The sequence below is a fragment of the Streptomyces sp. SS7 genome, assembly GCF_037993025.1.
GTDB lineage: Bacteria > Actinomycetota > Actinomycetes > Streptomycetales > Streptomycetaceae > Streptomyces.
Window position 1 is genome coordinate 7,688,856 of record NZ_CP141223.1, and the last position, 20,779, is coordinate 7,709,634.

Consider the following 20,779-nt stretch of genomic DNA (forward strand, 5'->3'; position numbering starts at 1 on the left):
ATTCGCACATCGCATCCGGGCGAAATCCTCCGCAACCCCACAAACGTAGCTCAGCCGAGTACGGATGCGGCCCCCTTGAGCACCAGTCCGGCCCCGAGCGCCATGACGAGCAGCGCGGACCAGACGGGCAGGTTGCGGCGGACCAGCGTCAGCACCGGGTGGGTCGTCCAGCTCGGCCGGCGGTCCAGCAGGCGGGTCGCCCCGGCCCCCAGCCTCACCACGGCGAAGCCGGCGGCCGTCAGCGTCAGTGCGAGGCCGACGCCGTACGCGACGACGAGCAGCAGCCCGAACCACGCGTGCCCCAGCGCCGCGGCGCCGACCAGCACCACCACGGCGGAGGGGCTGGGGACCATGCCGCCGGCGAAACCGAGCAGGATCGTGCCGCGCAGGGTGGGGGCGACCTCATGGGTGTGGGTGTGGCCGCCGTGGGTGTGCGTGTGACCGCCGTGCGCGTGGCTGTGGCCGTGCGCGTGTTCGTGCTGGTGGTCGTGGTCGTGGTCGTGCGTGTGCTCCGCGTGGTGGTCGTGGTCGTGGTCGTGGTGCGCGGGGGCCTTCTCCGTGAGGCTGTGCGCGCGGGCGGCGGGGGCTCCGGCGAGGACGAGCTCGCGGTCGGGGGCGGGGGAGTGGTCGTGCGGACCACCGTGGTCGTGGTCGTGGTCGTGGTCGTGGTCGTGGTCATGGCCGTGGTCGTGCCCGTGCGTGTGGCCGCCGTCGGGGCCGTGGCTGTGGGTGTGCCCGCCGTGGCTGTGCCCGTGCCCCGGTCCCCGGTTGCGCCAGGCGCGGCGGGCGAGGGTGACGCCCGCGCAGAGCACCAGGGCGCCGCTCGCCAGGCCCAGCCAGGCGATCACCGACGGGGCCGCCGCCGAGCCGGCGGTGACGAGCAGGCCGAGGGCGACGACGCCGAGGGTGTGGGTGATGGTGACCGACGCGGCCAGCGGCAGGACGTCCTTCATCCGGGCCTTGCCGCCGCGGGCGGCCGCCGTCGCGGCCATGATGGTCTTGCCGTGGCCCGGCGCGACCGCGTGCATCGCGCCGAGGACGACGGCGATCACCAGTGCCAGCGCGCCGAAGCCGACGGTGAGGTCCTGGCGGGCGACGAGGTTGTCGAGGGCCCGGGTCCAGCGGTCGGCGCCCCGGGGGAGGACCGACGCGGCGGGCGCGTCCCGGTCGTCGTCCGCGGCCAGCGCCGGGCCGCCGGGGCGGACCGTCAGCGCGGCGGTCGCGGTGTCGGCGGGCGAGGAGAGCAGTTCCTTGGGGTAGGTGGTCAGCTCGTCCGACACCGACTTCCGCGGTACGTCGGACCCGGTCAGCGTCATCCGGTCCCCGCGCGCGGTGATCTCGCGCCAGCCGGGGCCGGTCGAGGCGCCCTCGCTGTGGAAGGAGAGGGAGAACGTCCGCTTCTCGGGCAGTTCCGCGGTCAGCCGGCACTCCACCCGCAGGGTGTTGAGCCCGGCCTGGCCCGGCCGCAGCACCGCTTTGCTGCGGCCGGCCGTGAGGGGGACGGCCTCGCCGTCGACGGTGAGCCTGCTGCCGCTCGCGGCGCTCGCGCACCGCTGCCGGGCCCACTCGGTGGTGCCGAGCCGCTTCAGATCCGGCTTGGCCTGGGTCGCCGGGATCTCGGCGAGGTCCTCGACATGGTCGACGCGCAGCTGTCCGGGCGCGGCGACGAGACCGTCGTAGCGGTTGACGGTGAAGTTGCCGAGGGGGTGCGCGCTCGCGCTGGTGGAAGGAGCCAGCGCGAGCGCGACGCCGGCCGTGAACACGGCCGCGCAGGAGGCGAACAGACGACGGGTCCTCACTTGTCCGCCTCCAGCGTCTTGAGCGCCGTACGGGCCTCGCGGGCGCCCAGCGGGGAGAAGCCGGGGTTCAGCTTCAGCGCGGCGGCGAGATGGGTACGGGCGTCGTCGGGGTTCCCGGTGGCCTTCTCGATCACCCCGCGGTGGTAGAGGAAGCTCGCGTTGCGGTAACCGGTGGCCGTGGCCTGCCGGGCGAAGGCGAGGGCTTCGGCGTCCTTGCCGTTGACGTGCAGGGCCCAGGCGAGGGCGTCCGCCGTGTGCACGGTGTGCCGGCGGGACCAGTCGTCCCGGGCCGCGCGCAGGGCGGTCGCCCGGTCCCCGTGGTCGGCGGCGGCGAGCGCGGTGTCGAGGTCGACGTTGACGCCGTTGGCGCGGGCGATCGCCGTCCAGGCGTCGACCAGGGCGTACTGGTTCTGCGCCTTCTCCTCGTCGCCCTGCGCGCCGCGGGCCTCGTACAGCTCGCCGAGGGCGACGAGCGGGCCGGGCAGCGGGTAACGGGCGACGACGGTCTCCAGCCCCTTGATCGCCTCGGCGCGCTGTCCGGTCGCGGCCTGGGCACGGGCCCGGCCCTCCAGCGCGGGGAGGTAGGTGTCGTCGGCGGCGAGGGCGCGGGCGTAGTAGGTGAGGGCCTCCTCGTAGCGGCCCTGGTTCCAGGCGAGCTGGCCGAGCTGGGCGGCCACGTAGGAGATGTCGCCGGGGGTGGTGGACGCGGAGAGCGCCCGTTCGAGGACGCGGCGGGCGGTGGTGACGTCGCCGCGGAGTTCATGGACGTACGCGTAGCGGGTGAACACCGGTACGCCGGGGCGCCGTTGGTCCGCGAGGTTCGCGGCCTGCCCGGCGTCGTCGTAGCGGCCGAGCTCCACGAGGGCGTCGATACGGGAGCACAGCGCGCGTTCGCTGTAGGGGTTCTCCTTCAGCGCCTTGTCGGCGTACGTCAGCGCGCCCGCGAAGTCGTGGCGGGCGGCGGCCAGCGCGGCGCGGCCGGCCAGCGCCGCGTCGTTGTCCTTCTTCAGGGACAGCGAGCGCTTCAGGGCCTGTTCGGCCTGGGGGTAGCGGGAGGGGTCGCCCTTGGTGCGGGCCTGCTCGACGTAGGCGAGTCCGAGGGTGGCCCAGCTGCCGTAGTCCTTGGGCTGGGCGCGCAGATGGGTCTGGAGCGCGGCGATGGCTGTGTCGAGGTTCCCGCTCGCGAGGAGGCCGGGGGACACGGCGGCGGCGGTGGCCACGTGGGGAGCCCGGCCGTCCCGCACGGCACCGACCGCGACGGCGCCCGCCGTCAGGCCCACCGCCATCATGGCGGCGCAGGCGCCGAGTTGGACCCGTCGCCAGCGCCGGCCGGCGGCACCGACCCGCCGCACGGCGGCCACCCGCTCATCGACCACGTCGGCTCCGGCTCCGGTGCCGTCGGCCGGCCCGGCACCGGACGCGGTGCGGCCATCGGTTCCGGCGGCGGGGGTCGCGGCACTGGAGGGGACGTCGGCGGCGGTCGCGCCCCGGTCGATGTCGACCTCGGCGGCGTCCTCGGACATGGGTCCGGATTCCGGCCGCCCGTGCTCCGGTTCGCCGTCGTTCGTACGCGGGGACATGCCCTCTCCTAGATCGCCTGGGGTGGATCGGCCTGCGGGTGTGGGGGGAAGTGGGGGGGGGAGGGGGTGGCGCGGCCCGCGCCGTGGGGGATGAGTACGCGGGCCGCGCCAGTTCGTGGGGGGAGTGGGGCGGGCCGGGGAGCGCAGGATTCTCCGCGGCCCGCCGGGCGTGGGGTCCGGCCGGTGCCTCAGTGGCGGCGGTAGGACGGACGCTGCATCCGGCGCCACCACATCAGCGCACCGCCGATGAGGAGGATGCCCGCGGCGCCGGCGCCCGCGGACGCGGCGATCAGCGGGGTGTTCTGCGAGGTGGTGGTGAGACCGTCACCGAGGGCGCTCTTGGTGTCGGCGCCGCTCTTCGCGGTCTTGCCGCGCGAACCGGCGGTCGGCAGGGCGATGTAGGGGAAGTAGTTCTCGAACCGCTTGTCGTTCTTGTCGACCGCGTCACCGAGGTCGTTCTTGGAACCGACCAGCTCACCCTCAACGACCTGGAGCGAGGCGTCGATCACGTCGTCGGTGAGGCGGCGTCCGTTCGGGAAGCCCGCGTTGTCACCGTCGAGCACACCGAGCCGCTTGGGGTTCTTCGCCGGCTGGATGGAGGTGTTGAGGCGCAGCTCCTCCGACGGCGTCACGTACGGCGGCTGGTTGAGCCCCTTGACGCCCTTGAGGAACACGTCGACCAGGTCGTTGCGCGGCTCGGCCGGAGCCTTGATCTTGAAGATCGCCTCGATGAGCTTCGGCAGCTCGGGGTTGGTGACGTTCTTCAGGAACTGGCCGTCGTCCTTGGGCTTGGACGCGTTGAACTTGTCCTTGTCCTTGATGGGGTTGACGACCTCGTTGACCAGCGGGCTGCCGAGGCGCGAGACCTGCTCGTAGTAGCCCTGCGCGTTCTCGCGCTGGATCGTCGACCACATGCCGACGATCGGCTGGTTCTTCGACTCGGTGATCAGGTCGTTGGGCACCTGGAGGGCGATGGTGTTGACGTTGTAGCCCTTGAGGGTGTCCCGGCCGACCTCGGAGAGGTCACCGCCGTACAGCAGGTCGAACACGCGCAGGTCGGCGAAGAACGGGTCGTCGGCCTGTCCGGCGAACGTCTTGGCGCCGTTGGACAGCTTGTAGATCGCCTGGTCGCGCAGCTTGGAGTACTTCGGCATCGAGGCCTTGCCCACGTTGGACGGTGCCACCGGCACGTCGTCCGCGAGCTTGGTCTCGTGCTCGACCTTGCCGTTCTTCTCCTTGATCAGGGTCAGGTCGTACGTCTGGGTGACGTTCAGGTCGGGGTCGTACAGGCTGTCGACCACACCCGTGTTGTAGAGGAAGGACTTCCGGTTCTTCACGTTCGTCTTGAACGTGTAGCGGAAGACCAGGTCCTCCTTCGCGTCGCCGTTGTTGTCGATGCGCAGGTCGTACTGCGCGTCCTCGGCGAACTGGTAGAAGTTCGGGCCGCCACCGGGCTCCTCGAACGGGATGACGTTCGCGATGATCGTCGTGGTGTTCGGGTGGTCCGGGCTGACGAACGCGTAGAAGTCCGTGTTGTCGTACTGCGGGGTCCCCGAGATGAGGGGAGCCTCGCGGTGGCTGGAGGCGTTCGCCGTTCCGGGAGCCAGAACGGCCACGCCGGCGGCGGTGAGCCCCCCGGCGGCGAGCGCCCCACAAATGAGAGTCGCGACGCCCTTGCGTCCCGAGCCGCTGTTGGAGATACCTGCAGTCATGCCGTCCTGCCGTCCGTCCTCTGTGCCAACTTGCCTGACGGACAGTGATACGGACCGGACGGCCGATCGGATTGGTCGAAAACAAAAAACTTTTTTTTCTCTGCTCGACCCGCGTTTCGGGCGCTCGGATCCGTATCCCAGACGGAGGTGTGTCCGTTGCGAATGCCTGGTGTGACGGGACGGCCCGGGTGCGGCCGCGGAGAGGGGGACCGGATGGAGGCGGACGAGCTGATGGTGCTCGTCGCTGGCGGGGATCACCGGGCATTCGAGCAGCTGTACGGTCTGGTGTCCGGGCCGGTGTTCGGTCTGGTGCGCCGGGTCGTGCGTGACCCCGCCCAGTCCGAGGAGGTCGCGCAGGAGGTGCTCCTGGAGGCCTGGCGCTCCGCCGCCCGCTACGACCCCGGCCGGGGCAGCGCCCTGTCCTGGATCCTCACGCTCGCCCACCGGCGCGCCGTCGACCGGGTGCGCAGCGCCCGCGCCGCCTCCGACCGCGAGCAGCGGGAGGGCCGGCGCTACCACGACCCGGCCTTCGACCAGGTGGCGGAGGAGGTCGAGGCGGGCCTGGAGCGCCAGTTGGTGCGGCGCTGTCTGGGCCGGCTGACCAATCTCCAGCGGCAGTCGGTCACCCTCGCCTACTACGACGGCTACACGTACCGTGAGGTCGCCGACCGGCTGAAGCTGCCGCTCGGCACGGTGAAGACCCGGATGCGCGACGGACTCACGCGGCTGAGGGACTGTCTGGGAGGCGCCGCGTGAGTGTGTTCGGAAAACTGTTCGGGCGGGGTGACCTGCACTCGCTGGCCGCGCCCTATGCCCTGGACGCCCTGGAGCCGGACGAGCGCCGCCGCTTCGAGAAGCATCTCGACAAGTGCGACCGCTGCGCCGCCGAGGTGCGGGCGCTGGCCGAGGACGCCGTCCGGCTCGCCTGGTCCCAGTCGGCGCCGCCGCCGGCCGCGATGCGCGACCGGGTGCTGGCCGCCGCGCGCGCCACCCCGCAGGAGCCCGGGCGTACGCCGGTGCGGGCGTACGAGCCCCAACTGCCCCCACACGTCTGGGGCACGCGGCCGGCACCCGGACGCTCCCGTGCGCCTCGCACGCGCCGACCGGTGTTCGTGCCGTTCGCCACGGCCACCGCCGCCGCGGCGCTCGTCGTCGCCTCGCTCTTCGGGGTCCAGGCGAACCGCACCCAGGACCAGCTGAACGCCGAGCGCGCCCAGGCACGTGAGATCGCCCACGTTCTCGCAGCTCCGGACGCGCGGGCGAACACGGGCACGGATGCCGAGGGCCGCAGTATCGGAGTAATCGCTTCCGCATCCGAGGGGGAGGCGATCATCACCTTGAGCGGATACGGCCGGCCGGCCGGCGGGCGGGTGCACCAGCTCTGGCTCATGCGCCCCCGTGTGCAACCGCGCTCCCTGGGGCTCTTCGAGGGCGACACGCCCTTGGTCGCGACCGGTCTCGACAGGACCGCGACATCACTCGCTGTGACGGTGGAACCCGACGGGGGCTCAGCTCAGCCCACCAGCCAGCCCATTGTCCAACTCACCCTGAAATCGGTCGGATTCGGAGAGTGATCGAAAAGGGTACGTCAACCCCCTTACGGGGAAGGTGATTCCTGAGAGCTCGATACACGCGTGCCCGGACGGAGCGATAGGGTTACCCTGCCCGGGCCGGGTGGACTCGTACGGGTGGGGAGTGACATGGAACAGATAACGATGCGCAGCAGGGCGAGGGTCCCTGCGATCACCTGCGGGAGCAGCGCGACCAAAGCGCGGCTCGACCGCCATCTCTCGGTACTGGCGGGTCCCGCCATACCGCAACGGGAGACGGTCGAGGCGACCTCGCTCATGCTCGAACTGACCGCACGCGAACCCGCTCACGCACGCAACAGGACGGCCCGCGTCTCGCTGTTCGCACCCCTGCGACGGCTGCGCCGCTCCCTGTTCGGCGGACACAGGCACTGAGACCCGCGCTCAGCGGACCACACCGTCCCGGCGCAGCGCTGCGATCTCCTCGTCCGTCATCCCCGCGGCACGCAGCAGCGTTTCGGTGTGCTCCCCGAGCGCGGGCACGTCCCCCTTCCCCGCCTCCGACCCGCCCGGCAGTGTGATCGGAGGCAGTGGCACGGCACCCCCCGACGGCCCGCCCGGCGATCCCTCCCCGCCGCCGATCCCGGGCCGGTCAGGCGTGGGGGTGTGCGTAGCGCCGTACGGCCGACGGTGCGAACACCGCGAGCAGCACCGCGCACCAGAGCAGCGACCCGGCGACCGGATGCGCCACCGGCCAGGCGGCGCCCTCGGGCACGGGCGCGTTCCCGAACAGCTCCCGCAGGGCCGTGGTCACCGCGCTGAGCGGGTTCCACTCGGCGAGCGTGCGCAGCCAGCCCGGCAGGTTGTCCGTGGGGATGTAGGCGTTGGACAGCAGCGGCAGCATGAAGGTCGCGCTGCCGAGCTGACCGGCCGCCTCCTCGCTGCGCGAGAGCAGTCCGAGGAAGATCCCGGCCCAGGTGCACGCGAACCGGAACAGCAGCAGCAGCCCCACCGCGCCGGCGGCCTCCGCCGCCGACCCCTCCACGCGCCAGCCGACCGCGAGTCCCACCAGCAGGAACGGCACCGTTCCCGCCGCCGTGACCAGCACATCGGCCGCAGCCTGCCCCAGAGGCACCGCCGCCCGGCTGATCGGCAGGGTGCGCAGCCGGTCCGTCACGCCCCGGTGGACGTCCTGCGCCGCCTGGAACATCCCGGTCATGATGCCGTTGGCGGCGGTCGCCACCAGCAGGCCCGGCACCAGGAAGGAGCGGTACGCGGCGCCCGGCATCGCCAGCGCGCTGCCGAAGACGTACCCGAAGAACAGCAGCATCGTGATCGGCATGGTCTGGGTCAGGATCACCAGCGCCGGGTTGTTGCGCACCCGCAGCAGCTGTCGTCCCAGCATGGCCGTGCCGTCGTGGGCCAGCGCGCTCATGCGGCCTCCTCGCCGCCGCGGTCGCCGGTCAGGCGCAGGAACACGTCGTCGAGGGTGGGCGGTTTCAGACGGGCGTCCAGCAACGGCACGCCGGCCGCGTCGAGTTCGCGGACCAGCCGGGGCAGGGTCAGCGTGCTGTCGCGGGAGACCGCGCCGACGGAGCCCCGGTCGTGGTCGAAGGACGGTTCGGCACCGGTGAGCCGGTCGAGGACGGCGGCGGCCCGCGCCAGCTCCCCCCGGTCGGCGACGACCACCTCGGCGTAGGAGCCGAGGAGCGCCTTCAGCTGGGCGGGCGAGCCGGTCTCGGCGACCCGGCCCCGCTCCATCAGGACGATGTCGTCGGCGAGCCGGTCCGCCTCCTCCAGGTACTGGGTGGTCAGCAGGACCGTGGTGCCGTCCCGCTTCAGTTCGCGCACGGCGTCCCAGATGCCGTTGCGGGAGGCCGGGTCGAGGCCGGTGGTCGGCTCGTCCAGGAACAGCACCTCGGGACGGCGGATCAGGCTCGCGGCCAGGTCGAGCCGGCGGCGCATTCCGCCGGAACAGGCCGAGGCGGCGCGGTCGGCGGCCTCGGTGAGGCCGAAGCGGGCGAGGAGGTCGTCCGCGCGTGCGGCCGGGCCGCGCACCCGGTGCAGCCGGGCGAAGAGCCGGAGGTTCTGCCGACAGGTCAGGTCCCCGTCGACCGACGCGTACTGACCGGTGACGCCGATCGCGCGGCGGACGGCCGCCGCCTCCCGCACCAGGTCGTGGCCGGCGACCCGGGCCGACCCCGCGTCCGGACGCAGCAGCGTGGTCAGCACCCGTACCGCGGTCGTCTTCCCTGCCCCGTTCGGCCCGAGGATCCCGCAGACCGTCCCTCGCGGCACGGCCAGATCCAGGCCGCGCAGGGCCTGCACCTCGCCGAACCGCTTCTCCAGACCTTCACTAAGTACACCGTACGTAGTTGTCATGAGGCGACCATAGCGCACTACGTACGGTGTACGTAACTACGATGGTGGGCGAGGTGATGACCGATGGCGGGCCGAGCGGCCGTACCCGAAGTGATCTGGGCCCGTCCCGAGCGGACGGGCCGGGGGCCGAGGCCCGCGTACAGCCGTGCCGACATCGCCGCGGCGGCGGTGCGGATCGCCGACGAGGGCGGGCTCGACACGGTCTCCATGCGGCATGTCGCCGCCGCACTGGGCTGCGGGACCATGTCGTTGTACAACTACGTCCCCCGCAAGGAGGACCTGTACGAGCTGATGGTGGACGCGGTCAGCGGCGAGCACGAGGAGTGGGAGCCGAGCGGGGACTGGCGGGCGGACATGCGCCGGGTCGCCGACGACACCCGCGCCCTCATGCACCGGCACCCCTGGCTGCCGAGGCTCATGTCCCCGGTGTACGGATTCAGCCCGCATGCGCTGCGGTACCTGGAGCACTGCCTGGCCTGTCTCGATCCGCTGGAGACGACGTACGGCGTGAAGATGCAGCTCGTCGGCATGATCAACGGTGTGGTGACGATGTACGTCGTCAATGAGCTGGCCACCGCCGAGCGCGCCCGGTCCCTGCCGTGGTCGGAGGAGCAGGAGCACGCGGTGCGGATGGGCTACCTGGGGAGCCAGGTGGCGAGCGGGGCGTATCCGCGGATGGCCGCTGCGTTCCTGGAGGACCCGGGGCCGATCGATCTCGAGGCGGTCTTCGGGTTCGCGGTGGACAGGGTGCTGGACGCGTTCGCTCCGCCGGGCTGAGGGTTCGTCCGCGGATGCTGAGGGTGCGGGTGCGGGTGCCTGAGGGTTCGGGCGTGTGGGGTCGTCCCCGGTGTCACAGCAGTGCGAACTGCCCCTCGGGGCCTTCCTCCTGGTGGTCCAGCACGGAGGCGGGGCGCCGGGCGGAGTCCGGCACCGGCAGCACGCCGGCCGCTCGCAGCTCCCCGGTCGTGACCTGATCCGGCACGGTCATCTCCCGCCGTTCCGCGTGTACTTCGGCGAGCAGCGCCAACACCGTGATCAGTTCCAGGAGTTCGGACGTCCACGTCTGCTGCCAGACCGCCGGACGGATCGCCGCCAGCGTGCCCGGCGCGGCGCTCTCGCCCGTCCGGGCCGTGAACCACCGCTCCAGCACCCGGACCCCCGCGCCGGTCTCGAAGTCCCAGGCCTCCGGCGGGACCGGCGAGATCCGGCCTTCGTCGAGATGGAGGGCCTCCTCGTCACGGTCGTAGAGGAGGGTCAGCGGCCGGGCCGGGAGCGGGGCGCGGACGTAGGGGCGGCGGCCGCCGGGCAGCCTGGGGCGCTCGCCGTCCCGGCGCAGCAGCCACAGCGCCCGCCGGCCCGCCTCGACACCCCGGGCCCACACGTCGGGGTCCCGGGGCAGCGGGACGGTGAGATCGGGGCGGACCGCAGTCAGGGTCCAGGCCAGGAAGTCCACCGGATCGGGGGAGTGGCCCAGGTGGTCGAGGAGCCGGGGCGTCAGATTCGGCTCCCTGCCGCCCGGGCGCCGGTACAGCGGACGGACCCGGCCCGGCCGGAGCAGGGGCAGCAGGGAGGTGGCGAGGAGCGGGGCCGTCGGAAGGTCGGGGGTCTCCACCACGAACACCTGCCGTTCGTCCGCCACCCGCCACAGTTCGGGGCGGGCCGCGTCGATCAGCCGGTGGTCGGGGATCAGCCACTGCTCGTCGAACGGGGCGGCCAGCACCCGTACCGGCTCCGCGCAGGGGCCGGACGCCCGGACGAGGCGTTCGGTGCCGCCGCCACCGCCGGGGAGCCGGCCGACCGCGGTGTGCAGGGTGCGCGCGCGGGTCGGCTCGAACAGGGCCTCGCGCTCCGGACCCCGGGCCGTCATCAGGGTCTCCCAGCGGGCCTTCAGGGAAGCCGGGTCGGCGGCCGTCGGCCACCCCCGGCCGAGCCGCGGCGGTGCGACGGACCACGGCATGAGGTCCGCCAGCCGCGGAGCGTCGTCGTGCGTCACGCTGGGCATGGTACGGGGTGCTCAGGCCGTGTCGAGCGTCGCGTCGAGGGTGACCGTGAAGGAGAAACGGTCCCCCCGGTAGTGGATGACGGCCGTGTCGAGGACCCGCCCGTCGCCGTCGTAGGTGACGCCCGTGTAGTGCAGGATCGGGCTCAACAGCGGTACCTGGAGCAGCCGGGCGGTCTCCGGGTCCGCGAGCCGGGCCTCGACGGTGTCGGTGATACGGGCGATGTCCGCGCCCACGACGTTCCTGAGCACCTTGGTCATCGGCCAGCGCACCAGGTCCTCCGGGTCGATCCGGGCGGCGATCTCGGGACGGACGTAGTTGCGGGCGTGGTTGGTGGGTTCGCCCGTCGTCTCGTCGCCGCGCAGGCGGTGGTACGTCGCCACCTCGGCCAGGTCCGGGAAGTGCTCGGCGAGTTCGGCCGGCACCGGGCCGCGTCCGTGCGCGAGGAGCCGGGTCGCCATGCCGGACTGCTGGGCCACGATCGCGTCGACCGAACCCAGCAGCCGCACCGGCGCGCCCCGCCGCACGTCCGGCTCGATGAACGTGCCGCGCCGCCGGTGCCGGGTGATCAGCCCCTCGTCCTCCAGCTCCTTCAGTGCCTGCCGCATGGTCAGCACGCTCACCCCGTAGTGCTCGGCCAGCCGTTCCTCGGTGGGCAGCCGCAGCGGGTCGCGGGGCGAGCGGCCGAGTATCGAGGCGCGCAGCGACTGCGACACCTGGTACCAGAGCGGCAGTTTGCGGTTGAGGACGATCGAGTCCGGGGCGAAGGAGGTCACGGGCCATCCGTACCGGTCGGCTCGGGCCGGTGCAAGGGGCGGAAGTGACGTTCGAGGCCGTGCCACACGTCGTCGTAGCGCCGCTGCCGATGGTCCGCGCCGGCCGCGTGCGGGGTGAGGGTGAGCGGCCACCGTGTCTCGAACATGAACGCGAGGCCGTCGTCGACCCGCTGCGGGCGCAGCTCGGCGGCGCTCGCCCGGTCGAAGGTCTCCCGGTCCGGGCCGTGCGCCGACATCATGTTGTGCAGCGAGCCGCCGCCCGGCACGAAGCCGCCTTTTCCGGCCGTCTTCGCGTCGTACGCGCCCTCGATCAGTCCCATGTACTCGCTCATCACGTTCCGGTGGAAGTACGGCGGCCGGAAGGTGTCCTCGCCCACCAGCCAGCGCGGCGCGAACACCACGAAGTCGACCCCGGCCAGCCCCGGGGTGTCCGACGGGGACGTGAGCACCGTGAAGATCGACGGGTCCGGGTGGTCGTACGAGATGGTGCCGATGACGTTGAAACGGCGCAGGTCGTAGACGTACGGGACATGGTTGCCGTGCCAGGCGACCACGTCGAGCGGCGAGTGGTCGTACGTCGCGCGCCACAGGTTGCCGCAGAACTTGTTCACCACCTCCACCGGGCCCTCGACGTCCTCGTACGCGGCGACGGGCGCGCGGAAGTCGCGCGGGTTGGCCAGTCCGTTGGCGCCGATCGGGCCGAGGTCGGGGAGGTGGAAGGGGGCGCCGTAGTTCTCGCAGACGTATCCCCGGGCGGAGGCGTCGAGGAGTTCCACGCGAAAGCGCACCCCGCGCGGGATCAGCGCCACGTCGCCCGGCTCGGCGTGCAGCAGCCCGAACTCGGTGCGCAGCAGCAGCCCGCCCCGCTCGGGCACGATCAGCAGCTCCCCGTCGGAGTCGCCGAAGACGCGGTCCATGGAGGCGTTCGCGTGGTAGAGGTGCACGGCCATGCCGGTGCGCTGGGCCGCGTCGCCGTTGCCCCCGAGGGTCCACAGCCCGGCGAGGAAGTCGGTGCCGTCGGCCGGTGCGGGCAGCGGGTCCCAGCGCAGCCGGTTGGGGTCGGGGACCGTCTCGGTGAACGGCCCGGTCCGCAGATCACCGTGGTCGGAGCGGGTGAAGCTCGGGTGCGCGGCCGAGGGGCGGATCCGGTAGAGCCAGGAGCGGCGGTTGCGGGCGCGCGGCTCGGTGAAGGCCGTACCGCTGAGCTGTTCGGCGTACAGGCCGAGCGGGGCGCGCTGCGGTGCGTTCCGGCCCTCGGGGAGAGCGCCCGGCACCGCCTCGGAGGCGTGCTCGTTGCCGAACCCCGAGAGGTAGGACAGTCCCTCGGCGATCTTGCGTGCGTCCCCGCTGCTCATCGTCGCTCCCTTGCGTGGCGGTGCCCTTGCGTGGCGGTTCCTGGCGTGGCGGTTCCTTGCCCGGCCGATTCCTCTGCATCACCGTAGGATTGCGTTTTCGGGGACGCAAGAGGTCCGCCGCTCCTCCTCACTGAGGACGATCACGCCCGGCCAGAACCAGACCCCAGGGGGATCCGCGTGTCGGACAGGTGCTCTAATCTCCCGGGCATGTCGGGGAAGCGCGCAGCCGTCGTCGCGCTCACGGTCTGTGTCCTGCCGCTGGCCGGAGCCGTGGGCTGCGGGTCCGGTGATGTCCGGGAACGGGGGACCGTGGTGTCGCCCTCGCCCGTCGGCAAGGTCCTGGACGACACGGACGCCGACGGGCGTCACTACCGCGAGGTGGACAAGAAGGGGGCGCCCCGGGTGGGCGTCGAGGTCCAGCCCGACAGTGACGGCAGCTGGGACGTCCGGCTGCGGCTGACCGGCTTCCGCCTCTCGCCGTCCGGCGCGCGGGCCGGGGCGGTCACCGGGCGCGGCACCGCCCGGCTCTTCGTCGACGGCCAGCCCGTGGCCGATCTGCGCACCCCGGCCTACCGCATCCCGGCCGGTTACCTCCCGCACGGCACCCACCAGGTGACCGCGCGGCTGTACGCCGACGACGGGACGGTCTGGGCCGTCGACGCCAAGCCCGTGGAGAGCACGGCCGACATCACGGTCTCGGAGCCCTCGCCGTCCCCGTCCGGGGCGCCGTGAACGCGGGGTGAGCGCAGGCCGAGCCACGCCGACCGCACGGTGTGCGCACCTCGACCGACCGGCCACCTTTCTCCGTACCGAGGGGGTGAGGTTCCACCAGGCCCCGACGGAAAGGCATCATGAAGTCCGTGCCCCAAGCGACATCGCTCCGTCGTGCGCCGGTCCAGCGGCGCAGTGCCGAACGGCTGACCAGGATCCTGGACGCGTGCGCCGACCTGCTGGACGAGGTCGGCTACGACGACCTGAGCACGCGTGCCGTCGCCCAGCGCGCCGGCGTGCCCATCGGCTCCGTCTACCGCTTCTTCGGCAACAAGCGGCAGATGGCCGACGCCCTGGCCCAGCGCAACCTGGAGCGCTGGTCCGAGCGGGTCACCGAGCGGCTGCAGGGGGCCCGGCACGGTGACTGGCGGGCCGCCATGGACGCCGTGCTCGACGAGTACCTGGCCATGAAGCGCACCGCGCCCGGCTTCTCCCTCGTCGACTTCGGCAACCAGATCCCGGTCGGCGTCCGGCACGCCGAACCCAACCACCGTGTCGCCGACCGCCTCACCGACCTCCTCTCCGCCTACCTCGACCGCACCCCCGACGACGACCTGCGCCGCACCTTCCTCATCGCCGTCGAAACCGCCGACACCCTGGTCCAGCTGGCCTTCCGTGTGGACCCGGAGGGCGACGCGAAGGTGATCGCGGAGATGCGCGAGCTGCTACGGGCGTATCTGGGCCGCGTACTGGACTAAACCACTGAGTCGTGGCGTGCCGAGCTCGGCCGGGTGGGGCTGCGCCGTCGCCAAGCCGGGCCGCGCTGGGCCTCCGCCTGCCGACCGGGACCGGGTCGGCCGCACTGCCCCGGGTTCGAGCCGCGCCGCGCCGGACCGCGCCGCGCCAGCCCTCGCCGCGCCGGGCCTGTGCCGCGTGGCGCCAGGCCGAGCCCGTGCCGAGTCGGCCGTGCCGAGTCGGCCAAGCCGGGCCGAGCCCGCCCAGCGCCACGCCGCCCCACCGGGGCCGAGCCCGGTTGTCGGGCCGCGTCGGGCCCAGCCCGCGCCGAGCCGTGTCGGCCGGGCAGCCCCCGGTTCGAGCCGCGCCGCGCCGGACCGCGCCGCGCCGGGCCTGTGCCGCGTGGCGCCAGGCCGAGCCCGTGCCGAGTCGGCCGTGCCGCGCCGGCCAAGCCGGGCCGGGCCCGCCCAGCGCCATGCCGCCCCAACGGGGCCGAGCCCGGGTGTCGGGCCGCGTCGGGCCCAGCCCGCGCCGAGCCGTGTCGGCCGGGCAGCCCCCGGTTCGAGCCGCGCCGCGCCGGACCGCGCCGCGCCGGGCCTGTGCCGCGTGGCGCCAGGCCGAGCCCGTGCCGAGTCGGCCGTGCCGAGTCGGCCAAGCCGGGCCGAGCCCGCCCAGCGCCACGCCGCCCCACCGGGGCCGAGCCCGGTTGTCGGGCCGCGTCGGGCCCAGCCCGCGCCGAGCCGTGTCGGCCGGGCAGCCCCCGGATCGAGCCGCGCCGCGCCGGACCGCGCTGTGCCGGCGCCGGCCGGGGGCGAGCTGGGGCGCGCCCCCGCCGTGCCGTGCCGCCGCGCATGGCTCAGCCCCACCGCGCGGGGCCGGGCGCGGACCGTCCCGCGCCTGGCCCGGTCGTCACCGTGCCGGGCCGGTCCTGGCCCAGACCGGCCCGCGCCGCAGGCCAGCCCCGACCGGGCCGGGCTCAGCCCGTGCCCCGTCCGGCCCCACCGCGTCGCATCCGGCGGCCCCCCTCGTCCCCCTGCCTCACCTCTCCGTGGGGCGGGCTCTCGCCGTTGCGCATACCGGTCGGTATGCTCGCCCGGGAGAAGGCACCGTCGCCCCCTGGAGGACCCGTGTCCCGCACCACCCTGCGAATCTGCCCCCTGTGCGAGGCCACCTGCGGGCTCACGCTCACCGTCGAGGGGAGCTCCGTCACCGGGGCCCGCGGTGACCGGGAGGACGTGTTCAGCAAGGGGTTCATCTGCCCGAAGGGCGCCAGCTTCGGTGCCGTGGACGGGGATCCCGACCGGCTGCGCACCCCGCTCGTCCGCCGGGACGGCGAGCTGCGCGAGGCCGGCTGGGCGGAGGCCTTCGACGCCGTCGCCGCCGGGATCCGCCGGGTCGTCGAGCAGTACGGGCCGCACTCCGTCGGGGTCGTCCTCGGCAACCCCAACGTCCACACCGTGGCGGGCGCCCTCTACCCGCCCGTGCTGCTCGCCGGACTCGGCACCCGCAGCGTCTTCACCGCCTCCACGGTGGACCAGATGCCCAAGCACGTCTCCAGCGGACTGCTCTACGGCGACGCCCTCGCGCTCCCCGTCCCCGACCTGGACCGCACCGACCATCTCCTCGTGATCGGCGCCAACCCCCTGGAGTCCAACGGGAGTCTGTGCACCGCCCCCGACTTCCCCGGCAAGCTCAAGGCGCTCAAGGCCCGCGGCGGCACCCTCACCGTCATCGACCCGCGCCGCACCCGCACCGCCAAACTCGCCGACCGGCACATCGAGATCAGGCCCGGTACCGACGCCCTGCTCCTCGCGGCGATGACGTACACGCTCTTCGAGGAAGACCTCGTACACCTGGGGGAGTTGGCGCCGCACGTCGAAGGGGTCGACGAAGTGCGGGACGCCGTAAGGGAGTTCACCCCCGAGGCGGTCGCCCTCGCCTGTGACGTGGAGGCCCCGGTCATCCGGACCCTCGCCCGGGAACTGGCCGCCGCCCCCACCGCCTCCGTGTACGGCCGCATCGGCAGCTGCACGGTCCCCTTCGGCACCCTCGGCAGCTGGCTCGTCGACGTCCTCAACATCCTCACCGGCAACCTGGACCGGCCCGGCGGCGCCCTCTTCCCGCTGGCCGCGACGGACCGGACACCCCGCCCGGCCGGCCCCGGCCGCGGCTTCCAGCTCGGCCGCTGGCACTCCCGCGTCAGCCGCCACCCCGAGGCGAAGGGCGAACTCCCGCTCTCCGCGCTCGCCGAGGAGATCGACACCGCCACCGAGGAGGGCGAGCCGATCCGCGCGCTCATCGCGGTGGCCGCCAACCCGGTGCTGTCCGCCCCGGACGGGAACCGCCTCGACAAGGCGCTCGGCGCGCTCGACTTCATGGTCAGCGTCGACCCGTACCTCAACGAGACCTCGTGCCACGCCGACGTCGTCCTGCCGCCGCCCCCGCCCGCCCAGAGCCCGCACCACGACTTCACGTTCAACGCCCTCGCCGTGCGCAACCAGGTCCGCTACTCGCCCCCGGCCGTCCCCCTGGAGCCCGGCCGCATGGCCGAGAGCGAGATCCTCGCCCGGCTGGTCCTCGCCGCCACCGGCATGCACGGCGCCGACCCGTCCGCCGTGGACGACCTGGTCATCGGCCAGACCCTCGGCAAGGCCGTCGCGGAGGCCCACTCGCCCGTGCACGGCCGCGACCCCCGGGAACTCGCCGGGCAGCTCACCGGCGAGACCGGCCCCGAACGCCGGCTCGACCTGATGCTCCGCCTCGGCCCCTACGGCGACGGCTTCGGCGCCGACCCCGACGGACTGACCCTCGCCCGCCTCCTGGAGCACCCGCACGGCATCGACCTCGGCCCGCTCCGCCCGCGCCTGCCGCAGGGCCTGCGGACCAGGAGCGGCCGGATCGAGCTGCTGCCCCGGCCGATCGCCGACGATCTCCCCCGGCTCGCCGCCGCCCTGCGCGAACGGCCCGACGGACTCCTCCTCGTCGGCCGCCGGCATCTGCGCTCCAACAACAGCTGGATGCACAACGTCCCCGCCCTCACCGGCGGCACCAACCGCTGCACCCTGCACATCCACCCCGAGGACGCCGACCGGCTGGGCGTCCGGGACGGGGCCCAGGTCCGGGTGAAGGGCGCCGGGGGAGAGGTCACCGCCCCGGCCGAGGTCACCGAGGGCGTGCGCCGGGGCGTGGTGAGCCTGCCGCACGGCTGGGGCCACGACCGGCCCGGCACCCGGCTCAGCCACGCCGCGACGGACCCCGGCGTCAACGTCAACCAGCTCCTCGACGGCAGCCTGCTGGACCCGCTGTCGGGCAACGCGGTCCTCAACGGCGTGCCCGTCGAGGTCGCCGCGCTCGTCACAACGCCGTGACCTGGAATATTGCGCTTATTGCTCGCACGTCAACGTCTTGTTAACGCCAATTGAACGGACCTAACGTCAACGCACCGCCGACCCCCAGGTGGGATGTTCAAGGGCGAACGTGAGGTATCCATTCATGCTGACCATCCTCGGCTTCGTCATGATCGCGACCTTCCTGGTCCTGATCATGATGAAGAAGATGTCGCCGATCGCGGCGCTCGTACTGATCCCGGCGTTGTTCTGCGTCTTCGTCGGAAAGGGCGCCAAGCTCGGTGACTACGTCATCGACGGCGTCGGCAGCCTCGCCCCGACGGCGGCGATGCTCATGTTCGCGATCGTCTACTTCGGCGTGATGATCGATGTCGGCCTCTTCGACCCGATCGTCCGGGGCATCCTGAAGTTCTGCAAGGCCGACCCGCTGCGCGTCGTCGTCGGCACGGCGCTGCTCGCCGCGATCGTCTCCCTCGACGGCGACGGCTCCACCACCTTCATGATCACCGTCTCGGCGATGTACCCGCTGTACAAGCGCCTGAAGATGAGCCTGGTCGTGATGACCGGAGTGGCCGCCATGGCCAACGGCGTGATGAACACGCTGCCCTGGGGCGGCCCGACCGCCCGCGCCGCGACCGCGCTGAAGCTCGACGCGAGCGACATCTTCGTGCCGATGATCCCGGCGCTGGCCGTGGGCCTCCTCTTCGTCTTCGTCCTCGCGTACGTGCTCGGCCGCCGCGAGCGCAAGCGGCTCGGTGTGCTGACGCTGGACGAGGTGCTGGAGCCCCAGGAGGCCGAGACCGTCCTGGTGGGCGCCGCCGCCGGCACCGGCGGCGAGGCGAAGGCCACCGGGGGAACCGGCGGCGCGTCCCTCCCCGAAGAGCCGCAGGACGAGGGCTTCCAGGGCCTCGACCCGAACCGGGCCACCCTGCGCCCCAAGCTGTACTGGTTCAACGCGCTGCTCACCGTCACCCTGTTGACCGCCATGATCATGGAGTGGCTGCCGATCCCGGTGCTGTTCCTGCTCGGCGCCGCGGCCGCGCTCACCGTCAACTTCCCGCACATCCCCGACCAGAAGGCCCGGCTCGCCGCCCACGCCGACAACGTCCTCAACGTCTCCGGCATGGTCTTCGCCGCCGCCGTCTTCACCGGCGTCCTCCAGGGCACCGGCATGGTCGACCACATGGCGAAGTGGATGGTCGACGTCATCCCCGCGGGCATGGGCCCGCACATGGCCCTCGTCACCGGCCTGCTGAGCCTCCCGCTCACCTACTTCATGTCCAACGACGGCTTCTACTTCGGCGTCCTGCCGGTCCTCGCCGAGGCCGGTGCCGCGCACGGGGTGACGCCGCTGGAGATGGCCCGTGCCTCGCTCGTCGGCCAGCCCCTGCACATGTCGAGCCCGCTCGTCCCGGCCGTCTACGTCCTGGTCGGCATGGCGAAGGTCGAGTTCGGCGACCACACCCGCTTCGTGGTCAAGTGGGCCGCCCTCACCTGTCTGGTGATCCTCGGGGCGGGCCTGCTGTTCGGCATCATCTGAGCTGCCCCATGGAGGACTTCGTGAGGCCCGGCAGGAACCGCGGCTGGCTGCTCCGACTCGTCATCGCCTTCACCTTCGCGCAGGGGGCGGTGTCGATGGCCCGGCCCGCCGTCTCCTACCGGGCCCTCGCGCTGGGCGCCGACGAACGGGCCGTCGGTGTCATCGCGGGCGTCTACGCCCTGTTGCCGCTCTTCGCCGCCGTACCGCTCGGCCGCCGCACGGACCACGGCCGGTGCGCCCCGCTGCTGCCGGTGGGCGTGGTCCTCATCTCCGGCGGCTGCGCGCTGAGCGGCCTGGCGGGCTCGCCGGCGACGATGGCCCTGTGGAGCGGGGTGATGGGCCTCGGCCACCTGTGCTTCGTCATCGGCTCCCAGTCGCTCGTCGCCCGCCAGTCCGCCCCGCACGAACAGGACCGCAACTTCGGCCACTTCACGATCGGCGCCTCACTCGGCCAGCTCGTCGGCCCGGTCGCGGCGGGTGCCCTGATCGCCCGCGACGACATGGTGCGCACCAGCGCGCTCGCCCTGCTCGTCGCGGGTGCGGGCGGCGCGGTCGCGTTCACCTCCCTGTGGCGCCTCGAACACCGCGATACGGCGGCCACGTCCCGTACGGCACCAGGTGACCGCGTCGCCGTCGGCCGCATCCTGCGCACCCGCGGCGTCCCGGCCGGCATCCTGGTCAGCCTCGCCGTGCTCTCCGCGACCGACATCCTCACCGCCTACCTCCCGGTGGTCGGCGAGCACCGGGGCATCGCGCCCTCCGTGATCGGCGTCCTGCTCAGCGTCCGCGCGGCGGCCACCATCGCCTGCCGGCTCGTCCTCACCCCGCTGCTGCGGCTGCTCGGCCGGGCGCTGCTGCTCGCCGTGACCTGTCTGCTGGCGGCGCTGCTGTGCGCGGGGATCGCGCTGCCGGTGCCGGTCTGGGCGCTCGGCGTGATCCTCGCCGTCCTCGGCTTCTGTCTCGGGGTCGGGCAGCCGTTGTCCATGACGACGGTCGTGCAGGCCGCGCCCGACGGGGCCCGCTCCACGGCCCTCGCGCTGCGGCTCACCGGCAACCGCCTCGGCCAGGTCGCCGCGCCCGCCACGGCGGGGCTCGTCGCCGGGGTCGCGGGGGTGGCGGCGCCCTTCGTGATGCTGGGCGCGCTGTTGCTGCTGTCGTCGGCGGTGGCCCTGCGCTCCCCGGAGAAGCCGGCCGAGCCGCGCGGCTCCGGCCCTGACTCCCGCCCGGACTCCGGCTCCGGCTCCGCGGTGGGCCGTAAGAGGGAAGTAAGAGGGAAGGTGGACGGGACGTAGGGCGAGGCTTTTGGCGTTCGG

General features: G+C 73.2%; 17 protein-coding genes and 1 pseudogene. 9 read left to right on the plus strand and 9 right to left on the minus strand.

The annotated features are described in order from the left end of the window. Positions 1–50 precede the first annotated feature (50 nt). The 3 genes from U5640_RS35310 to U5640_RS35320 all read right to left on the minus strand — a co-directional run bounded on the left by U5640_RS35310 (position 51) and on the right by U5640_RS35320 (position 5,091). On the minus strand, positions 51–1,799 hold the full coding sequence (locus U5640_RS35310; protein WP_340381810.1) for a nickel transporter: 1,749 nt from the start codon (positions 1,797–1,799) through the stop codon (positions 51–53). Continuing rightward, positions 1,796–3,379 carry a tetratricopeptide repeat protein gene (locus U5640_RS35315; RefSeq protein WP_340381812.1) on the minus strand — a complete coding sequence of 528 codons (1,584 nt, stop codon included), beginning with the start codon at positions 3,377–3,379 and terminating at the stop codon, positions 1,796–1,798. Before U5640_RS35315 ends, U5640_RS35310 begins: the two co-directional genes overlap by 4 nt. A gap of 188 nt (positions 3,380–3,567) precedes the next feature. Next, positions 3,568–5,091 carry a DUF4331 domain-containing protein gene (locus U5640_RS35320; RefSeq protein WP_340381814.1) on the minus strand — a complete coding sequence of 508 codons (1,524 nt, stop codon included), beginning with the start codon at positions 5,089–5,091 and terminating at the stop codon, positions 3,568–3,570. A 213-nt stretch (positions 5,092–5,304) separates the two neighbouring features. Here U5640_RS35320 and U5640_RS35325 point away from each other — a divergent pair, with 213 nt between their 5' ends. From U5640_RS35325 to U5640_RS35335, 3 genes are all read left to right on the plus strand, one after another. After that, positions 5,305–5,847 (plus strand): sigma-70 family RNA polymerase sigma factor, encoded by a 543-nt coding sequence (locus tag U5640_RS35325; RefSeq protein ID WP_067250736.1) that lies wholly within the window; start codon positions 5,305–5,307, stop codon positions 5,845–5,847. After that, positions 5,844–6,665: an anti-sigma factor gene (locus U5640_RS35330; RefSeq protein WP_340381819.1), complete on the plus strand. Its 822-nt coding sequence runs from the start codon at positions 5,844–5,846 to the stop codon at positions 6,663–6,665. Before U5640_RS35325 ends, U5640_RS35330 begins: the two co-directional genes overlap by 4 nt. A gap of 126 nt (positions 6,666–6,791) precedes the next feature. Then, on the plus strand, positions 6,792–7,055 hold the full coding sequence (locus tag U5640_RS35335) for a hypothetical protein (RefSeq protein WP_340381821.1): 264 nt from the start codon (positions 6,792–6,794) through the stop codon (positions 7,053–7,055). Positions 7,056–7,064: 9 nt separating this feature from the next. On the opposite strand, the pseudogene U5640_RS35340 reads toward U5640_RS35335, so the two are convergent. The 3 genes and pseudogenes from U5640_RS35340 to U5640_RS35350 form a co-directional block, all read right to left on the minus strand. Continuing rightward, positions 7,065–7,211 (minus strand): annotated as a pseudogene (locus tag U5640_RS35340) (CoA transferase); the annotation flags it as partial. Positions 7,212–7,272: 61 nt separating this feature from the next. Then, positions 7,273–8,055, minus strand: a complete 783-nt coding sequence (locus U5640_RS35345; protein WP_340381823.1) for an ABC transporter permease — start codon at positions 8,053–8,055, stop codon at positions 7,273–7,275. Continuing rightward, positions 8,052–9,002, minus strand: coding sequence for an ATP-binding cassette domain-containing protein (locus U5640_RS35350; protein WP_340381825.1), 951 nt, complete (start codon positions 9,000–9,002; stop codon positions 8,052–8,054). The genes U5640_RS35345 and U5640_RS35350 overlap by 4 nt, the downstream gene beginning before the upstream one ends. A 63-nt stretch (positions 9,003–9,065) precedes the next feature. Here U5640_RS35350 and U5640_RS35355 point away from each other — a divergent pair, with 63 nt between their 5' ends. After that, on the plus strand, positions 9,066–9,779 hold the full coding sequence (locus U5640_RS35355; protein ID WP_340381827.1) for a TetR/AcrR family transcriptional regulator: 714 nt from the start codon (positions 9,066–9,068) through the stop codon (positions 9,777–9,779). Between the two features lie 73 nt (positions 9,780–9,852). On the opposite strand, the gene U5640_RS35360 is transcribed toward U5640_RS35355, so the two are convergent. From U5640_RS35360 to hmgA, 3 genes are read right to left on the minus strand one after another with little or no spacing between them, the layout of a single operon-like run. Next, positions 9,853–11,004: a type ISP restriction/modification enzyme gene (locus U5640_RS35360; RefSeq protein ID WP_340381829.1), complete on the minus strand. Its 1,152-nt coding sequence runs from the start codon at positions 11,002–11,004 to the stop codon at positions 9,853–9,855. 12 nt (positions 11,005–11,016) lie between these two features. Next, positions 11,017–11,778, minus strand: a complete 762-nt coding sequence (locus U5640_RS35365; RefSeq protein WP_340381831.1) for a GntR family transcriptional regulator — start codon at positions 11,776–11,778, stop codon at positions 11,017–11,019. Next, a complete protein-coding gene (hmgA, locus tag U5640_RS35370) occupies positions 11,775–13,133 on the minus strand; it encodes a homogentisate 1,2-dioxygenase (protein WP_340381833.1) in 1,359 nt (452 codons plus the stop codon). Before hmgA ends, U5640_RS35365 begins: the two co-directional genes overlap by 4 nt. A gap of 207 nt (positions 13,134–13,340) precedes the next feature. On the opposite strand from hmgA, the gene U5640_RS35375 reads away from it, so the two are divergent. The 5 genes from U5640_RS35375 (at position 13,341) to U5640_RS35395 (ending at position 20,758) form a co-directional block, all read left to right on the plus strand. After that, positions 13,341–13,865 (plus strand): hypothetical protein, encoded by a 525-nt coding sequence (locus U5640_RS35375; RefSeq protein ID WP_340381835.1) that lies wholly within the window; start codon positions 13,341–13,343, stop codon positions 13,863–13,865. A 119-nt stretch (positions 13,866–13,984) separates the two neighbouring features. Next, a complete protein-coding gene (locus U5640_RS35380; protein ID WP_340381837.1) occupies positions 13,985–14,602 on the plus strand; it encodes a TetR/AcrR family transcriptional regulator in 618 nt (205 codons plus the stop codon). Positions 14,603–15,706: 1,104 nt separating this feature from the next. After that, positions 15,707–17,947: a molybdopterin oxidoreductase family protein gene (locus U5640_RS35385; RefSeq protein WP_340381839.1), complete on the plus strand. Its 2,241-nt coding sequence runs from the start codon at positions 15,707–15,709 to the stop codon at positions 17,945–17,947. A gap of 124 nt (positions 17,948–18,071) precedes the next feature. After that, positions 18,072–19,466: a citrate:proton symporter gene (locus U5640_RS35390; RefSeq protein ID WP_340381841.1), complete on the plus strand. Its 1,395-nt coding sequence runs from the start codon at positions 18,072–18,074 to the stop codon at positions 19,464–19,466. Between the two features lie 20 nt (positions 19,467–19,486). Next, the gene (locus U5640_RS35395; RefSeq protein ID WP_340381845.1) at positions 19,487–20,758 is read left to right on the plus strand and encodes an MFS transporter; all 1,272 of its coding nucleotides are present in this window, start codon (positions 19,487–19,489) and stop codon (positions 20,756–20,758) included. Positions 20,759–20,779 lie beyond the last annotated feature (21 nt).